We start from the raw sequence: 16,326 nt of genomic DNA on the forward strand, positions 1-16,326 counted from the left end.
TGCCCGGATCCAGGAGCTCCCGATGAACCTGCACCAGTACGCTGAAACCCACGAAGTCACCAACCAACCGCCGTCACTCGACGGTGCCAACCTGTACCGCCTCGACCTGCCGCTGCAGGAGTGGTCACGGCGTTTCGGGGCCGGTTGGGCCGAAGCGCGGATCGACGCCTACGGTGCCCTCGCCGGTGGGCCGCTGATGGCCGCAGGCTTCCTGGCCAATGCGCACAAGCCGGAATTCAGCAGCCATGACCGCTACGGCCATCGCATCGACCTGGTCGAGTTCCACCCCGCCTATCACGAGCTGATGCGCACCGCGGTCGAGCACGGCCTGCCATCGTTGCCCTGGGCCGAGCCTCGCCCCGGTGCCCATGTGGCGCGGGCATCGATGACCTACCTGCACAGCCAGGCCGAAGCCGGTACCGGTTGCCCGCTCACCATGACCTTCGCTGCCGTCCCTGCATTGCGGTTGCAGCCCGAGCTGGCCGAATACTGGCTACCGAAGATCCTTGCCCGCGAATACGACCCGCGCAATGTCGGTGACCGCCACAAGGCCGGCGTGACCCTTGGCATGGCCATGACCGAGAAACAGGGTGGCACCGACGTGCGCGCCAATACCACCCGCGCATACCCGGTCGGCAGCCCCGGCCCGGGGCAGGCCTACGAACTGGTCGGGCACAAGTGGTTCTGTTCGGCACCGATGTGCGACGCCTTCCTGACCCTGGCGCAGACCGACAAGGGCCTGAGCTGTTTCCTGCTGCCGCGCCACCGGCCTGATGACAGCCGCAACCAGTTCTACATCCAGCGCCTGAAGAACAAGCTGGGCAACAGCTCCAATGCCTCCAGCGAAGTCGAGTTTCGCGGTGCCCTGGCGTGGATGGTGGGCGAAGAGGGGCGTGGCGTGCCGACCATCATCGAGATGGTTGCCATGACCCGCTTCGATTGCATGGTCGGCTCCAGTGCGCTGATGCGCCAGGCGCTGACCCAGGCGGCACACCATTGCGCCCATCGCAAGGTCGGCGGCCGGGTGTTGAGCGAACAGCCCCTGATGCAGAACGTGCTGGCCGACCTGGCCCTGGAAAGCGAGGCCGCTCTGGCCCTGAGCCTGCGCATGGGGCAAGCCCTGGAGCAGCCCGACGATCCGCAGCAGGCGCACTTCGCACGGCTGGTCACGGCGGTGGGCAAGTATTGGATCTGCAAGCGGGCGCCGGCCATGATCAACGAGGCCGCCGAGTGCCTGGGCGGTGCCGGTTATGTCGAAGACAGCATCCTGCCGCGGCTGTATCGCGAAGCGCCGGTCAACTCGACCTGGGAAGGTTCCGGCAACGTGCAATGCCTGGACGTGTTGCGCGCGCTGTCCAAGGAACCCGGCGTGCTCGATGCACTGTTCGCCGAGCTGGGCGATGGGCATGGCGACCCGCGCCTGGCCGCCCATATCGGCAACCTCAAGGGGGCGTTTGCCGATACCAGCGATATCCAGTACCGGGCTCGGCAGTTGACCGAGGACATTGCCTTGGCACTGCAGGCCAAACTGCTGCTGGAGGCGGGCAATGCCGTGGTCAGCGATGCGTTCATCGGTAGCCGTTTGACCGGCGGCGGGCGGGTGTATGGCGCATTGCCGCGTGGCATCGATGTCGAGGCTCTGGTGGCGCGGGCGACACCGGCCTGGCCAGCTTGAAGACGGCGGCTGACCACCGGGGATGTATTTGGCAACAAAGGCAGGCAAGATGGCTGACATGCATGTCCAGACAGGAAGCCCAGTGTGAGCCAAGCTTTTGTAGTCGTTGATACCCCCGAACAGGCCGTCGATCGTCTGGCGGCCTTGCATGAACAGGCCACCGGGGCCCTGAGCCAGGCCCTCAAGCGTTACCTCAAGGACCGTACCGAGCCGGGTGCAGACGAGCGCGCCTTGTACCGCTACCCGGCACTGCGCCTGACCTACTACAGCCACGGCGAAGTGGCCGCCACTACCCGCGCCTATGCCAAGGTCCAGGTGGCGGGCACCTACAGCGTCACCGTTACCCAGCCGGCGGCATTCCGGGGTTACCTGCTGGAGCAGCTGCGCCCGTTGATGCATGACTACACGGTGACCGTGGAAGTCGGCGTCAGCGAACAGAACATCCCGTACCCCTATGTGGTCGACCAGGGCGATGAGCTGGCCGGCAGCGGCATCACCGCCGCGGAACTGGCGCGGGTGTTCCCCAGCACCGACCTGTCGGCAGCCACCGACAACATCGCCGATGGCCTGTGCGACTGGGGCAATGCCGAAACCCTGCCGCTGGCGCTGTTCGATGCCGCCCGCGTGGACTTCTCGCTGCGCCGCCTGGTGCACTACACCGGCAGCGACTGGCGCCACGTACAGCCGTGGATCCTGTTGACCAACTACCACCGTTACGTCGACCAGTTCATCAGCCACGGCCTCGAGCAGCTACGCGCAGACCCGCGCTTCGTGCGCATGGTGCTGCCGGGCAACGTGGTGATCGAAAAGGGCATGGACCATGGCGAAACCCAGGCCCTGGTGGCCAGTGTGGTCTGGCACCGCTATCAGATGCCGGCTTACCACCTGATCGCTGGCGACGGTGATGGCGTGACTCTGGTCAACATCGGCGTCGGCCCGTCCAACGCCAAGAACATCACCGACCACCTGGCGGTGCTGCGCCCGCACTGCTGGCTGATGATCGGTCACTGTGGTGGCCTGCGTCAGTCGCAGACCATCGGCGATTATGTCCTGGCCCACGCCTACATGCGCCGCGATGGCATTCTCGACCGTGTGGTGCCGCCGAACATTCCGATTCCGGCCCTGGCCGAGGTACAGCTGGCGCTGCAGGAGGCCGCAGCACAGGTGACCGGCGAGCGTGGCGAAGAACTGAAGAAGCGCCTGCGTACCGGTACCGTGCTGACCTACGACGACCGCAACTGGGAACTGCGCTGGGCCCAGGAGCGACCGTTGATCAACCTGTCGCGTGCCGTGGCGGTGGACATGGAAAGCGGCACCATCGCTGCCCAGGGTTATCGCCTGCGGGTGCCGTACGGCACCTTGCTGTGTGTTTCCGACAAGCCGCTGCACAGCGAAATCAAGCTGCCGGGTTCGGCCAACGCCTTCTACAACCGTGCGGTCAGCCAGCACCTGAAGATCGGCATCGCCGCCCTCGACCTGCTGCGCACCGAGCTCAATTCGTTGCACTCGCGTAAACTGCGCAGCTTCGATGAGCCGCCGTTCCGCTGAGGATCCATGCCACTGCCACCCCGTTCCAAGCCGCGCCGCCCCCAGGCGCGGCCTGTCGGCCCCCGTCGCCAGGCCAAGGCGCCACCGGCCGAGCCACGCCTGATCCTGTTCAACAAGCCATTCGACGTGCTGACCCAGTTCAGCGACGGCGAAGGGCGCGCGACCCTCAAGGATTTCATCGACATCCCGGGCATCTACCCGGCCGGGCGGCTCGACCGAGACAGTGAAGGCTTGTTGCTGCTGACCAACGATGGCGGGCTGCAGGCGCGCATTGCCGATCCGAAGCACAAGTTGCCCAAGACCTACTGGGTGCAAGTGGAAGGCGAACCGAGCGACGAGCAGATCCAGCGTTTGCGCAATGGCGTGGAACTGAATGATGGCCCGACCTTGCCCGCCGAGGCCCGGCGCCTGGACGAACCCGAACTATGGCCACGCAATCCGCCGGTACGGTTTCGCAAGAGCGTGCCGACCAGCTGGCTGGAGCTGGTGATTCGCGAGGGGCGTAATCGCCAGGTGCGGCGGATGACTGCCGCAGTGGGCTTGCCGACCTTGCGCCTGGTGCGGGTGCGGATCGGCGACTGGGCGCTGGATGGGCTGGAGCAAGGGTGCTGGCGCGAAGTGGCCCCGAAGCTCACGCGTTAACGGCCTAGACCCCTTCGAGAAACGCCACTACCACGCTCTTGATGATGAAGGCCAACACCCCCAGCCCGAGCACGAAGAACAGGATCATCGTGCCAAAGCGCCCGGCCTTGGACTTTTTCGCCAGGTCCCAGACGATGAAACCCATGAAGCCGATCAGTACGGTGACCAGCACGATCATCATCCATTCTTCGAATACGGCGGGATCCATCTGTGTTCTCCAGGCAGGCTGAGCTTGCGATTATACGCGGGCGAGCGGGGGTTTAGCGCAGGTGGGTCAATGGCAGCTCGGTGCTTGCCAGTACCTGGTTGAGCACGAAGCTCGAACGCACGCTGGTCACGCCTTCGATACGGGTCAGGCTGCCTAGCAGCAGTTTCTGATAGTGGTCCATGTCCGGCACCACCACCTTGAGCTGGTAGTCGGCATCCATACCGGTGACCAGGCTGCATTCGAGCACCTGCGGCAGGTTGCGAATGGCCGCTTCGAACGTTTCGAAGCGCTCCGGGGTGTGCCGGTCCATGCCGATCAGCACGTAGGCGGTCAGGCTCAGGCCGAGCTTCTTGCGGTCGAGCAGGGCGACCTGGCGCGAGATGTAGCCGTCGTCTTCCAGTTGCTTGACCCGACGCGAGCATGGCGATGGCGACAGGCCGATGCGTTCGGCCAGCTCCTGGTTGGAGATGCGCGCGTCGCGCTGCAATTCGGCGAGGATGCTCAGGTCGTAGCGGTCAAGTTTGCTCATGGAAAAGGCCTTTTCTGTTCGGATTGCGGTGAATTATCGATCCAGGGTTAAAAATTGCGCAAGTGCTATTTATCTGAGCAATCTTCGCAATCCTCTGCCGCAGCCTCTCCCGTATCTTTACCTACAGAATCACTGCCCGGACATCAGTCCACGGCGACGCGCCCTAGGCGGGCGGTCGCGGCCAGCCATCCAACAGGATCTGCAGGCCCCCGGGCTACACAGCTTCCAGAAGACGCTGTGAGGTGAGCCGGCGCCACAAGTGCCGAGCACGGACGACAATTCTCAAAGGGAGGCCAATGGCCTCCCTTTTTTCATGGCTGCGATTTCATCTGCCTGTGGTGTCGGCGCGGTAGACTGGCAGCATGCCGTTTTCTACACCGTGAGGAAGAACATGAAGTCGCGCATCTGGCAGTTGGCAGGTGTTGGTTTGCTGGGTTTGAGCATCAGCCTCGGGGCCATGGCAGAAGGGCCGGGCGAGGGGCACGGAGAGGGGCATGGCAACGAGGGTAGCCCCGGCCGTTCACTCAACTCGCGTGACGAAGTGCAGCAGACCCAGCCCGCGCGGCAGGGCTATTACCAGGATATCTCCCGGCATAACGGCGACAACCGTCACTGGCAAGCCGGCGGCCCAGGGCAACGGCCCGGCGGCGACTGGCAAGGCCGCCCGGATGGCCACGGCAATGGCTGGGGCCCCGGGCCGCAGTATCGCCCGGGCCACGCCATCGATCATTTCCCGGACCGTTACTGGAAGGTGCCGTACCGCGGCAATGACTATTTCTACTCCGGTGGTTACTGGTACCGCCCGCACGGTGGCGGCTATGTGGTAGTGACCCCGCCCTATGGCGTGCGGGTCAACTACCTGCCGTCCTATGCACGGGAAGTCTGGCTGGGTGGCGCGCTGTTTTTCCTGGTGGCCGACACCTACTACCAGTACCTGGCCGACAGCCAGGAGTATGTCGTGGTCAACCCGCCCGCCATGGCCCCGGCACCTTTGCCGGCGGCAGCCCCGGCCAGCAACAGCTACGACGTGATTGCCTACCCGATGTATGGCCAAGGGCAGGAGCAGCAGGACCAGGACCGCTACCAGTGTCACCGCTGGGCGGTGAGCCAGTCAGGCTTCGACCCGGCAACGGCACCCTATGCGCCACCTGTCGAAGTGGCGAGCAACTACCGACGGGCGCTGAGTGCCTGCTTCAGTGGCCGCGGCTACAGCGTCAACTGATTCACACCGGGTCGGCATGCACCATCACATCCGCCTGTGGATAACGCTGGCGGATGACTGCCGAAGCCTCCACGCACAGGTCGTGGGCCTCATTCAGTGGCAGCTGCCCCGGCAGTTCCAGGTGCAGTTGCACGAACCACTGGTTGCCTGACACCCGCGTACGCAGGTCGTGGACACCTTTCACACCGTGAATGCCCAGGACCAGTTCGACCATCCCTTCGCCAATGTCGCCGGGCAATTCCTTGTCCATCAGGATCGCCGTACTTTCGCGGGCAATCTGCAGTGCACTCCAGAGAATGTAGAACGCGATGCCGAGACCGAACAGCGCATCCAGCTGCGGCCAGCCGAAGCGTGCCAGCAGCAGGGCGAGCAGGATGCTGCCGTTGAGCAGCAGGTCAGAGCGGTAATGCAGCGAGTCGGCGCGCACCGCAGTGGAGCCGGTCAGGCGAATGACCTTGCGCTGCAATGCCAGCAAGGCCACGGTCAGTGCCAGCGACAGCAGCATCACGGCGATGCCGATGGCCGTGTCACCCAGCGGTTCGGGGGCTTGCAGGCGCTCGACAGCCTGCACCCCGATCAACACCGCGCTCACCCCGATGAACAGTGCCTGGGCCATGCCCGCCAGCGCCTCGGCCTTGCCGTGGCCGAAACGGTGGTCGTCATCGGCCGGGCGCAGGGCGTAATGCACGGCAAGCAGGTTGAGGAACGAGGCGACGGCGTCCAGTGCCGAGTCGGTCAGCCCGGCCAGCAAGCTGACCGAGCCACTCAGCCACCAGGCGACAGCCTTGCTCACGACCAGAATGCTGGCCACCGCCAGTGATGCGCGGGTGGCCAGGCGCAGCAGGCGCTGGTGTTCAGCAGGGGTAATCATGCTCAGGGTGATGTCCTTGTGAAAATCAGGCCGCAGGTACCAGGCCCAAGGCCGCCAGCTGTTCGACGCTACCGCGGTGCTGGATCAGTCGCGGGTCATCCAGCGGCAGGCGCTGGCCCAGTTCGCTTTCGAGAATGGCCTGCAGCTTGAGGTTGTCGACCTTGCCATCCGGGCTGACGGCGTCACGCAGTTTTGCCGGATCGACCTGGGCCGTGCGCCCGCCCTTGTAGTAGATGGCACCCGTGGCGAAGTCGATACCAAAGGCGATCAGGCCCGGGATCACGTAGAACAGGATGCCGATGGCGTCCATTGCGGCTACCACGGGGTCGATCTTGCCGCCGATCTGGCCACGGCGCTCGGGATACAAGATGGTGCCGCAGGCCGTCAGCTGGGTCAGCAGGGTGACGATCAGGGCGCCACCAATGACGCGGGATGGGATGCGCATGTAAATCTCCGAAAAAGTATTCAGCAGGGCAAGCGAAGCGCCAGCACCTGAAGCTAAGACCATGATAGAGCAGGCTGGGTTCGCCGTTATACTCGCCAGACTGTTCGAGGACCATCATGATTTCTTTACCGATCGATGCTGTCTTGCCCGCCTTGCGCGAAGCCCTGGAAAACCGCGACGAAGCCGTGCTCGAAGCGCCCCCCGGTGCGGGCAAGACCACCCGCGTGCCGCTGGCGCTGCTCAACGAGCCGTGGTTGGCCGGGCAGACCATCCTGATGCTCGAACCGCGCCGCCTGGCTGCGCGGGCGGCGGCCGAGCGCCTGGCCAGCGAGCTGGGCGAAAAGGTCGGTGAAACCGTGGGCTACCGCATCCGCCTGGACAGCAAGGTCGGGCCGAACACGCGTATCGAGGTGGTCACCGAAGGCATCCTCACCCGCCGGTTGCAGGCCGACCCGGCACTCGACGGCGTGGGGTTGCTGATCTTCGATGAATTTCACGAACGCAGCCTGGATGCCGACCTGGCCCTGGCGCTGAGCCTCAATGGCCGCGAACTGTTGCGCGATGACCCCGCGCTTAAAATCCTGCTGATGTCGGCGACCCTGGAAGGAGAGCGCCTGTCGCGCTTGCTGGGTGACGCGCCGGTGGTGAGCAGCGAAGGCCGCATGCACCCGGTGGATATCCGCTGGGGCCGGCCGTTCCAGCCGGGCGAGTTCATCGAGCCACGGGTTGTGGACAACGTGCTGCTGGCATTGGCCGAACAACCCGGCAGCGTGCTGGTGTTCCTGCCCGGCCAGGCCGAGATCCGCCGCGTGCATCAAAGCCTGCAGGAGGCTCTGGGTGAGCGGCCAGATGTGCTGCTGTGTCCGCTGCACGGTGAACTGGACCTCAATGCCCAGCGCGCCGCCATCGACCCGCCGGCCAAAGGCCTGCGCAAGGTGGTACTGGCGACCAACATCGCCGAAACCAGCCTGACTATCGACGGCGTGCGCGTTGTCATCGATGCTGGCCTGGCGCGCGTGCCGCGCTTCGATCCAGGAAGCAGCATGACCCGCCTGGACACCCAGCGCATCTCCCGCGCCAGCGCCACCCAGCGCGCCGGCCGAGCAGGGCGCCTGGAACCAGGGGTGTGCTACCGCCTGTGGTCCGAAGCCCAGCATGACCAGCTGGCCGCCCACGGCAGCGCCGAGATCCTCCAGGCCGACCTCGCCGGCCTGGCCCTGCAGCTTGCTCGCTGGGGGGTTACCCCCGACCAGCTGCGCTGGCTAGACCAGCCGCCGGCCGCGGCCTTCTCCCAGGCCCAGGACCTGCTGGCGCGGCTGGGCGCGTTCAAGCCGGGCAGCCGCGACAACCTCAGCGACCACGGCCAGGCCATGGCCGAGTTGCCGGCCCACCCACGCATTGCCCACCTGCTGCTGCGTGGCCAGGACCTGGGCCTGGCGACGATGGCCTGCGATGTCGCCGCCTTGCTCGGCGAGCGCGATATCCAGCGCGGTGGTGGTGCCGACCTGCACAGCCGCCTGGCGCTGGTCAGCGGTGAAAGCAGGGCCAGCCGCGGTGGCCAGGGTGGCGTGCAACGCGCGCGGCAGCTCGCTCGTCAGTACCGTGGCCTGCTGCGCGGCAAGCCCGGAGCAGCCGTTGCCGACCCCGATCACCCCCGCTGGCTCGGCGCGCTGCTGGCGTTGGCCTATCCCGATCGAGTCGCCCAGCAGCGGCGCGAGGGCGGTGCTGAATATCGCTTGGCCAACGGCCGCGCCGCCTTGTTCGCCGAGGTCGATGCGCTGATGAAATGCCCGTGGCTGGTGATCGCCGACCTCGGCAGCCGCCAGGGCCAGCGCGAAGAGCGCATCTATCTTGCGGCCGAATTCGAGCCTGCGCTGCTCGACGACGTGCTGGCCGAGCAGGTAGAGCGTGTCGATATCCTCGACTGGGACGAGCGCGAGCAGGTGTTGCGTGCCGAACGCCAGACCAAGGTCGGCGAACTGGTACTGGCTCGCGAACCGTTGCCCGGCCTGGATGACGAAGCCCGCGCCAAAGCGCTGCTTGGCCTGGTGCGGCGCAAGGGCCTGAACCTGCTGACCTGGACCCCGGAGCTGCGCCAATGGCAAGCGCGGGTGACGCTGTTGCGTCAGCTGGACCTGGACAAGGAGGGGCAGAGCGAATGGCCCGATCTGGGTGACGAGGCGCTGCTGGCGACTTTGGAAGACTGGCTGCAGCCGTACTTGGGCAAAGTTTCGCGCCTCAGCCATTTCGCCGCCCTGGACCTGTCCTCGATCTTGCGCAACCTGCTGCCCTGGCCGCTGCCACAGCGCCTGGACGAATGGGCTCCGGCGCATCTGGCGGTGCCGTCCGGCTCGAACATCCGCCTGGACTACAGTGAAAACCCGCCGATTCTCGCTGTGCGCCTGCAGGAGCTGTTCGGCCTGGCTGATACCCCGCGCATCGCCCAGGGCCGCCAGCAGGTGAAACTGCACCTGTTGTCGCCAGCGCGCCGGCCCGTGCAGGTGACCCAGGATCTGGCCAATTTCTGGCGCACGACCTATGCCGAAGTGAAGAAAGACTTGAAGGGGCGCTATCCCAAGCACTACTGGCCGGATGACCCCTTGGTGGCAGAAGCTACCGCGCGGGCAAAGCCACGCGGCACCTGAGCGGGAGGAAGGTGCTTGTCAGCTTTCTGCTTCCAGCAGCATGAACAGGCGATACAGCACCACCGTGCTGAACAGCTGCAGGAAGCCACTCAGGCTGTCCATGGCCAGTTCGGCTGCTGGCGAGGGCTCGGGGATGGCCATCAGCAGCAGCCCGTCGATCAGCCAGATCGGCGCCAGCACGCCCACCACGCAAATCATGATGCGCATGAAGTGGCCGGTGGTCATGCGCGCACTTTCGCGCATCGACTGCACCACTGGCAGGCCACGCAGCACCAGCAGGTACTCGGCGAACACCAGGTTGATCATGATCCACACGCCCGGGAAGATGAACAGCGCCAGGCCCGCCATGATCAGCAACGAGCTGATCAGGATCAGCAGCGCCAGTTGCGGCCATAGCTGCACGGCGCGGGCGAACAGGTCACGCTTGGCGATCTCCTGGCCGTTGCTGCGGGTATCCAAGTAGAGGATCAGCGCCGCGCTGTACAGCGGGTAGAACAGCAGGCTGATCAGCATGCCATAGGCCGGCGAGGCCTGGTCGCCCAGCTGCCGGTACAGCAGTTGGGTAATGAGGGCTTCGAGCACCACCAGCGGCAGGCACAGCGGGATGATGCTGGCCAGGTGGCGGCGGAAGAAGTACAGGGAGTCGCGCAGAACGCTCAGCGGATTCATCAGTCAACATCGCAAGGCAGTAAAAGCAGGGGCCTAACTTTAGCCCAGAGCCGTCACTTGCTGAAAAAAGTTTCACCCGCGCGGTGATTGAATCCGCAGCCCGTGCGCCCCATCTTTGCCATGTCCGATGTCCTGCTAGCCCATGAGGTAGCCCAATGAACACTGATGAACAAACCCTGATCGACGGCCTGTTCGGCCGCATCAAGCAAGCCGAAGACCCAAGCCAGCCGCGTGATGCGCAGGCGCAGGCACGGATCGAGGAGCATGTCCGCCAGCAGCCGGCGGCGCCTTACTACATGACCCAGGCGATCCTGGTTCAGGAAGCCGCGATCAAGCGCCTGGACGAGCAGAACAAGCAGCTGGAGGCTGAGCTGAAGCAAGCCCGGGCCCAGCTTGACGCTACCCGTGCCAGCAGTGGCAATGGCGGGGGTGGTTTCCTGTCGAGCATCTTCGGCGCCGGTGCGCGCAATCCGGAGCCGGTTCAACCGCAGCGCCCAAGTGCGCCGGTAGCCTCGGGTGGCGGCTGGCGCGAGCCGAGTGCGCCGGGCTTCTCCCAGCCGCAACCGCAAATGCAAGCACAACCGCAACAGGCCGGTTTTGGCGCCGCGCCGGCGCGCAGCGGAGCCAGCAGCTTCCTCGGTGGCGCGATGCAGACCGCTGCAGGGGTTGCCGGTGGCGTGTTGCTGGCGCAAGGCATCAGCAGCCTGTTCAACCACCACTCGCAGCCTGAAGAGGTGGTCGAGGTGATCAAGGAAGAACCGGCACCGGCCAGTGACAACGGCGGCTGGAATGACCAGGGCGCACAGCAGCAGGTCGCCGACAACGGTGGCTGGGGCAATGACCAGGGCGGCTGGGCCGATACCGATTACGGTAACGATGGAGGTGGCTTCTTCTCGGATGACGATACGTTCGTCTGACCGGTCTGGCATACTGCTGGCATTTCCGAAGGGGCGCTTTGCGCCCCTTTTCATGTCGAGGGTATGTGGTGAAAAAGATCGCGCTGTTCGCCGATGTGCAGAACCTCTACTACACCGTGCGCCAGGCCCATGGCTGCCACTTCAACTACACCGCATTGTGGAAGGACGTCAGCCGCGAAGGTGAGATCGTCGAAGCCGTGGCCTATGCCATCGATCGCGGTGACAGCAAGCAGCAGCAATTCCAGCAGATCTTGCGCAACCTCGGTTTCGACGTGCGCCTGAAACCGTTCATCCAGCGCAGCGACGGTTCGGCCAAGGGCGACTGGGACGTGGGCATTACCCTCGATGTGATCGATGCGGCCAGCCGGGTCGACCAGGTAGTGCTGGCCTCCGGTGATGGTGACTTCGACCTGCTGCTGGAGCGGGTCATCGAGCGCCACGGCACCGAGGCGGTGGTCTATGGCGTCCCCGGCCTGACCGCGTTGTCGCTGATTCGCGCCGCCACCCGCTATGTGCCCATCGAGGGCGCGCTGTTGCTCAAGCACTAAGGTTTTTTCATGGAACGTATTGCTGTCATCGACTTTGAAACCACCGGTATTTCCCCCGGTGCCGGCTGCCGCGCCACCGAGGTGGCGGTGGTGATGCTGGAACGCGGGCGTATTGTCGAGCGCTATCAAAGCCTGATGAATGCCGGTGTGCCGGTGCCAGCCTTCGTCGCCGGGCTGACCGGCATCACCACCGCCATGCTGCGCACCGCGCCGCCGGTGGACAAGGTGATGAACGAAGTGGCCGAGTTCGTCGGTGATACCCCGCTGCTGGCCCACAACGCGGCCTTCGACCAGAAGTTCTGGGACTACGAGCTGAGCCGCATCGGCCGCAGCCGTCGCCAGTCCTTCGCCTGTTCCCTGCTGTTGTCACGGCGCCTGCTGCCGGCGGCACCGAACCACAAGCTGGGTACCTTGACCCGTTGGGCCGGGCTGCCGGATACCGGTACCGCGCACCGGGCCATGGCCGATGCCGAAATGGCCGCCAACCTGCTGCAACACCTGGCCGGTGTGCTGCGTCAGTCGCACGGCGTGCAGCAACTCTCCCACGAACTGCTCTGCCGCCTGCAGAAAACGCCTGCGGCGAAAGTCCGCGAAACCCTGGCCAGGTTCGCCTGAAGCGCGCACCAAAAGTGTGCCGCTCATTTCGCGCTGTTTTGTAACTTATGTTTACTGAAGCAGAGCCTTAAACTCGGTCACCCGAAAACGGATTTCTGAGTTGTCTGCCATGCCTGCCTCCCGTCGCTTTCCGCTGTTGCTCGTCGGCGCCTTTCTGGCCTTGTACCTGGTCTGGGGTTCCACCTACCTGTTCATTCGCATCGGCGTCGAGTCATGGCCACCGATGCTGATGGCAGGGGTGCGCTTCCTGATCGCGGGCGGGTTGCTGTACGGCTTCCTGCGCTGGCGCGGAGTACAGGCACCGACCTGGCCACAATGGCGCGCGGCAGGTGCCATCGGCTTTCTGTTGCTCAGCTGCGGCAACGGTGGTGTGACCGTGGCCGAGCATGCTGGCGTGGCATCGGGCGTTGCGGCGCTGGCAGTGGCCACGGTGCCACTGTTCACCCTGGTCTTTGGCTTGCTGTTCGGCCACCGCAACTCGCGCCTGGAATGGGCCGGGATCTTCCTCGGCCTGCTCGGCATCGGTTTGCTCAACCTCGGCTCGAACCTGCAGGCCAGCCCCATCGGCGCCGCGCTGATCCTGTTCGCGGCGGCTTCGTGGGCGTTCGGTTCGGTGTGGAGCAAAAGCCTGCCGCTGCCCCAGGGGCCGATGGCCAGTGCTGCCGAGATGCTGGTCGGCGGTGCGGTATTGCTGCTGGGCAGCGTGCTGTCCGGTGAGCGCATGACGCAAATGCCGACGGCTGCCGGCTGGGGCGCGCTGGCCTACCTGGTGCTGTTCGGTTCGATCCTCGCCTTCAGTGCCTACATGTACCTGCTCAAGAACGTGCGCCCGGCCGCTGCCACCAGTTATGCCTACGTCAACCCGGCGGTGGCGGTGCTGCTGGGCATCCTCTTCGCTGGCGAACAGATCGGCGCGGAAGAATGCCTGGCCATGGCGGTGATCATCGGCGCCGTGGTGCTGATCGGCCTGCCGCAGTGGCGCAAGGCACCCGAACAACCGCTGAAGGGCGAAATCTGCAAGTAGCCAGGGGCGATGCGGTAAACTTGCCGCCTTCGCTGAACCCCCTGACGGTATTGCCATGAATTTCGCCCAACTCGGCCTGATCGAACCGCTGCTGCGCACCTTGCAGCAGCTGGACTACACCACCCCGACCCCGGTCCAGGCCAAGGCCATCCCTGCCGTGCTGGCCGGCCGCGACCTGATGGCCGCCGCCCAGACCGGCACCGGCAAGACCGCCGGTTTCGCCCTGCCGGTGCTGCAACGCCTGGCCCTGGAAGGTGAGAAGGTTGCCAGCAACTCGATCCGTGCACTGGTGTTGGTGCCGACCCGCGAGCTGGCCGAGCAGGTGCACAACAACGTGCGCGAGTATGCCGAGAACCTGCCGCTGAGCACCTACGCGGTGTACGGTGGGGTCAGCATCAACCCGCAGATGATGCGCCTGCGCCGTGGCGTCGACCTGCTGGTGGCAACGCCCGGTCGCCTGCTCGACCTGTTCCGTCAGAACGCGGTGAAGTTCAACCAGGTACAGACCCTGGTGCTCGACGAAGCCGACCGCATGCTCGATCTGGGCTTTGCCGAGGAGCTGCAGTCGGTATACGCCGCCTTGCCGCGCAAGCGTCAGACGCTGCTGTTCTCCGCCACGTTCTCCGAGCAGATCCGCATGCTCGCGGGCCTGGCCCTGAACGACCCGCTGAGCATTGAAGTCAGCCCGCGCAACGCGGCGGCGACCACGGTCAAGCAGTGGCTGGTGCCTGTGGACAAGAAGCGCAAGACCGACTTGTTCATGCACCTGCTGCGCAAGCAGCGTTGGAAGCAGGTGCTGGTATTCGCCAAGACCCGCAATGGCGTCGATCAGCTGGTCGAGCGCTTGCTGGCGGACGGTGTCAATGCCGACGGCATCCACGGCGACCGCCCACAGGCCACCCGCCAGCGCGCGCTGGACAGTTTCAAGGCGCGGGAGATCCAGGTGCTGGTGGCGACCGATGTCGCGGCCCGTGGCCTGGACATCGACGACCTGCCGCTGGTGGTCAACCTCGACCTGCCGATCGTGGCCGAGGATTATGTGCACCGCATCGGCCGTACCGGCCGAGCCGGCAACAAGGGCGAGGCGATTTCGCTGGTGTGTGCCGATGAGGTGCAGATGCTGTCGGCGATTGAAGTGCTGACCCGGCAGACCCTGCCGCGTCATGAAGAGCCCGACTTCATCCCCGAGCACCGGGTGCCGATGACCGATGCCAGCGGCCAGGTGATCAAGAAGCCGAAGAAACCCAAGAAGCCGAAAGAGAACAGCGCCAAGCGTGGTTTGGGGCGCTGGATGGACAGTGCCGAGGCGGGTGCTGCCGAGCCATCGGTGAAGGCCGTGCGCAAGGTGCCGAGCTTCAACGGCGGGCCGCGCAAGCGTAAACCTTGAGATTTCTGGGGCCGCTCTGCGGCCCTTTCGCGACACAAGGCCGCTCCTACAAGGGCACGCGGTTTCCTGTAGGAGCGGCCTTGTGTCGCGAAAGGGCTGCGAGGCAGCCCCGGCAATCGATCAGGCAGATCGCGTCAACCAATCCACCGCCGCACGCCCCGCACAAAGTCCAGTGGCAAAGCACGCCGTCAGCAGATACCCCCCAGTCGGCGCCTCCCAGTCGAGCATCTCGCCCGCACAGAACACCCCTGGCATCCGGCGAACCATCAACCCTTCATCCAGCCCTTCGAAGCGCACGCCACCGGCACTGCTGATCGCTTCGTCCAGCGGCCTCGTTCTAACCAGCGTGATCGGCAAGGCCTTGATCGCCCGCGCCAACGCCTGAGGATCGGCAAACGTCGCCTGATCCGTCAGTTCCCGCAGCAATCCTGCCTTGACCCCATCGATCCCCAACTGGCCCTGCAGATGCTTGGCCATCGACCGTGACCCGCGTGGTTTGGCCAGCGCCTGGGCAATCTTGTCCACAGGCTTGTCCGGCAGCAGATCGAGCAACAGCCTGGCCTGCCCCTGATGCTCGATGGCCTGGCGCAGGTGCGCCGACCACGCATACACCAGGCTGCCCTCGACGCCCTGTGCAGTGAGGATGAACTCGCCCTTGCGCGGCGCCATGCCCGGCACGCTCAGGGCAATGTTCTTCAGCGGCGCCCCGGCAAACTTGTCCACAAGCACTGGACTCCAGCCTTCGACCTCGAAACCGCAGTTGCTTGGCCGCAGCGGCGAGATATCCACAGTGCGTTCGGCCAGCAATGCTTGCCAGGCGCCGTCGGAGCCCAACCTTGCCCAGCTGGCACCACCGAGGGCCAGCACCACGACGTCGGCCTTGACCTGCAATTCACCCTGTGGATAAGCAATCCGCAAGCTGCCGTCGGCATTCCAGCCCAGCCAGCGATGGCGGGTGTGGATAACTACACCGTTGTCCCGCAGGCGCTTCAGCCAGGCGCGCAGCAGCGGGGCTGCTTTCATGTCGGTCGGGAACACCCGGCCCGATGTACCGACAAAGGTTTCGATACCCAGCCCGTGAATCCACTGGCGCAGCGCATCGGCATCGAAGTCGCGCAACAACCCGTCGATCTCGCTCTGCCGCTCGGCGTATCGCGAAACGAACTGTGGATAAGCCTCCGAGTGGGTGATGTTCATGCCACCGACGCCGGCCAGCAGGAACTTGCGGCCCACCGATGGCATGGCGTCGAACACTTCCACCGCCAGGCCCGCCTGGGCCATGGCTTCTGCAGCCATCAGGCCGGCAGGGCCGCCGCCGATAACGACGGCCAGGGGAGGGGAAGCGGGGGATTTTTCTGACATGGTAGGCAGCAGGCTGTGG

At 65.1% G+C, this 16,326-nt stretch carries 16 protein-coding genes; 10 read left to right on the forward strand and 6 right to left on the reverse strand.

The genetic code is table 11. The annotated features are described in order from the left end of the window. Positions 1-22 precede the first annotated feature (22 nt). The 3 genes from ACIPZ8_RS18315 to ACIPZ8_RS18325 all read left to right on the forward strand — a co-directional run bounded on the left by ACIPZ8_RS18315 (position 23) and on the right by ACIPZ8_RS18325 (position 3,865). Positions 23-1,675: an acyl-CoA dehydrogenase family protein gene (locus tag ACIPZ8_RS18315; RefSeq protein ID WP_400725900.1), complete on the forward strand. Its 1,653-nt coding sequence runs from the start codon at positions 23-25 to the stop codon at positions 1,673-1,675. Between the two features lie 84 nt (positions 1,676-1,759). Further along, positions 1,760-3,223 carry an AMP nucleosidase gene (gene amn / locus ACIPZ8_RS18320; RefSeq protein ID WP_400725903.1) on the forward strand — a complete coding sequence of 488 codons (1,464 nt, stop codon included), beginning with the start codon at positions 1,760-1,762 and terminating at the stop codon, positions 3,221-3,223. A 6-nt stretch (positions 3,224-3,229) separates the two neighbouring features. Beyond that, positions 3,230-3,865: a pseudouridine synthase gene (locus tag ACIPZ8_RS18325; protein ID WP_400725906.1), complete on the forward strand. Its 636-nt coding sequence runs from the start codon at positions 3,230-3,232 to the stop codon at positions 3,863-3,865. Between the two features lie 4 nt (positions 3,866-3,869). Here the strand turns inward: ACIPZ8_RS18325 and ACIPZ8_RS18330 are convergent, their stop codons facing one another. Beyond that, positions 3,870-4,073 (reverse strand): DUF2788 domain-containing protein, encoded by a 204-nt coding sequence (locus ACIPZ8_RS18330; protein WP_027917747.1) that lies wholly within the window; start codon positions 4,071-4,073, stop codon positions 3,870-3,872. A 52-nt stretch (positions 4,074-4,125) separates the two neighbouring features. Then, the gene (locus tag ACIPZ8_RS18335) at positions 4,126-4,602 is read right to left on the reverse strand and encodes an Lrp/AsnC family transcriptional regulator (RefSeq protein WP_003249795.1); all 477 of its coding nucleotides are present in this window, start codon (positions 4,600-4,602) and stop codon (positions 4,126-4,128) included. 391 nt (positions 4,603-4,993) lie between these two features. Here ACIPZ8_RS18335 and ACIPZ8_RS18340 point away from each other — a divergent pair, with 391 nt between their 5' ends. Further along, positions 4,994-5,824, forward strand: a complete 831-nt coding sequence (locus ACIPZ8_RS18340; RefSeq protein WP_400725909.1) for a DUF6515 family protein — start codon at positions 4,994-4,996, stop codon at positions 5,822-5,824. A gap of 1 nt (position 5,825) precedes the next feature. On the opposite strand, the gene ACIPZ8_RS18345 is transcribed toward ACIPZ8_RS18340, so the two are convergent. Further along, positions 5,826-6,695, reverse strand: a complete 870-nt coding sequence (locus tag ACIPZ8_RS18345) for a cation diffusion facilitator family transporter (RefSeq protein WP_400725912.1) — start codon at positions 6,693-6,695, stop codon at positions 5,826-5,828. Positions 6,696-6,720: 25 nt separating this feature from the next. Continuing rightward, complete coding sequence (locus tag ACIPZ8_RS18350; protein WP_400725914.1) at positions 6,721-7,140, reverse strand: polyribonucleotide nucleotidyltransferase; 420 nt, start codon at positions 7,138-7,140, stop codon at positions 6,721-6,723. A gap of 116 nt (positions 7,141-7,256) precedes the next feature. Between ACIPZ8_RS18350 and hrpB the strand changes: the two genes are divergently transcribed. Beyond that, positions 7,257-9,785 (forward strand): ATP-dependent helicase HrpB, encoded by a 2,529-nt coding sequence (hrpB, locus tag ACIPZ8_RS18355; protein WP_400725917.1) that lies wholly within the window; start codon positions 7,257-7,259, stop codon positions 9,783-9,785. Between the two features lie 18 nt (positions 9,786-9,803). On the opposite strand, the gene ACIPZ8_RS18360 is transcribed toward hrpB, so the two are convergent. Then, entirely contained in the window at positions 9,804-10,454 is a 651-nt protein-coding gene (locus ACIPZ8_RS18360; protein ID WP_400725920.1) for a YciC family protein, read from the reverse strand. A gap of 155 nt (positions 10,455-10,609) precedes the next feature. Here ACIPZ8_RS18360 and ACIPZ8_RS18365 point away from each other — a divergent pair, with 155 nt between their 5' ends. From ACIPZ8_RS18365 to ACIPZ8_RS18385, 5 genes are all read left to right on the forward strand, one after another. Continuing rightward, the gene (locus tag ACIPZ8_RS18365; protein WP_400725923.1) at positions 10,610-11,371 is read left to right on the forward strand and encodes a DUF2076 domain-containing protein; all 762 of its coding nucleotides are present in this window, start codon (positions 10,610-10,612) and stop codon (positions 11,369-11,371) included. 68 nt (positions 11,372-11,439) lie between these two features. Next, complete coding sequence (locus ACIPZ8_RS18370) at positions 11,440-11,919, forward strand: NYN domain-containing protein (RefSeq protein WP_400725926.1); 480 nt, start codon at positions 11,440-11,442, stop codon at positions 11,917-11,919. 9 nt (positions 11,920-11,928) lie between these two features. Further along, entirely contained in the window at positions 11,929-12,534 is a 606-nt protein-coding gene (locus ACIPZ8_RS18375) for a PolC-type DNA polymerase III (protein WP_400725929.1), read from the forward strand. Between the two features lie 109 nt (positions 12,535-12,643). Then, positions 12,644-13,558: a drug/metabolite exporter YedA gene (gene yedA / locus ACIPZ8_RS18380; protein ID WP_400725932.1), complete on the forward strand. Its 915-nt coding sequence runs from the start codon at positions 12,644-12,646 to the stop codon at positions 13,556-13,558. A 55-nt stretch (positions 13,559-13,613) separates the two neighbouring features. After that, positions 13,614-14,945 (forward strand): DEAD/DEAH box helicase, encoded by a 1,332-nt coding sequence (locus ACIPZ8_RS18385; RefSeq protein WP_400725935.1) that lies wholly within the window; start codon positions 13,614-13,616, stop codon positions 14,943-14,945. Between the two features lie 120 nt (positions 14,946-15,065). Here ACIPZ8_RS18385 and ACIPZ8_RS18390 read toward each other — a convergent pair whose 3' ends face one another. Beyond that, positions 15,066-16,307: a TIGR03862 family flavoprotein gene (locus ACIPZ8_RS18390; RefSeq protein ID WP_400725938.1), complete on the reverse strand. Its 1,242-nt coding sequence runs from the start codon at positions 16,305-16,307 to the stop codon at positions 15,066-15,068. Between the last annotated feature and the right edge of the window lie 19 nt (positions 16,308-16,326).

This window comes from Pseudomonas sp. NPDC089422 (assembly GCF_044749405.1).
Classification (GTDB): Bacteria; Pseudomonadota; Gammaproteobacteria; order Pseudomonadales; family Pseudomonadaceae; genus Aquipseudomonas.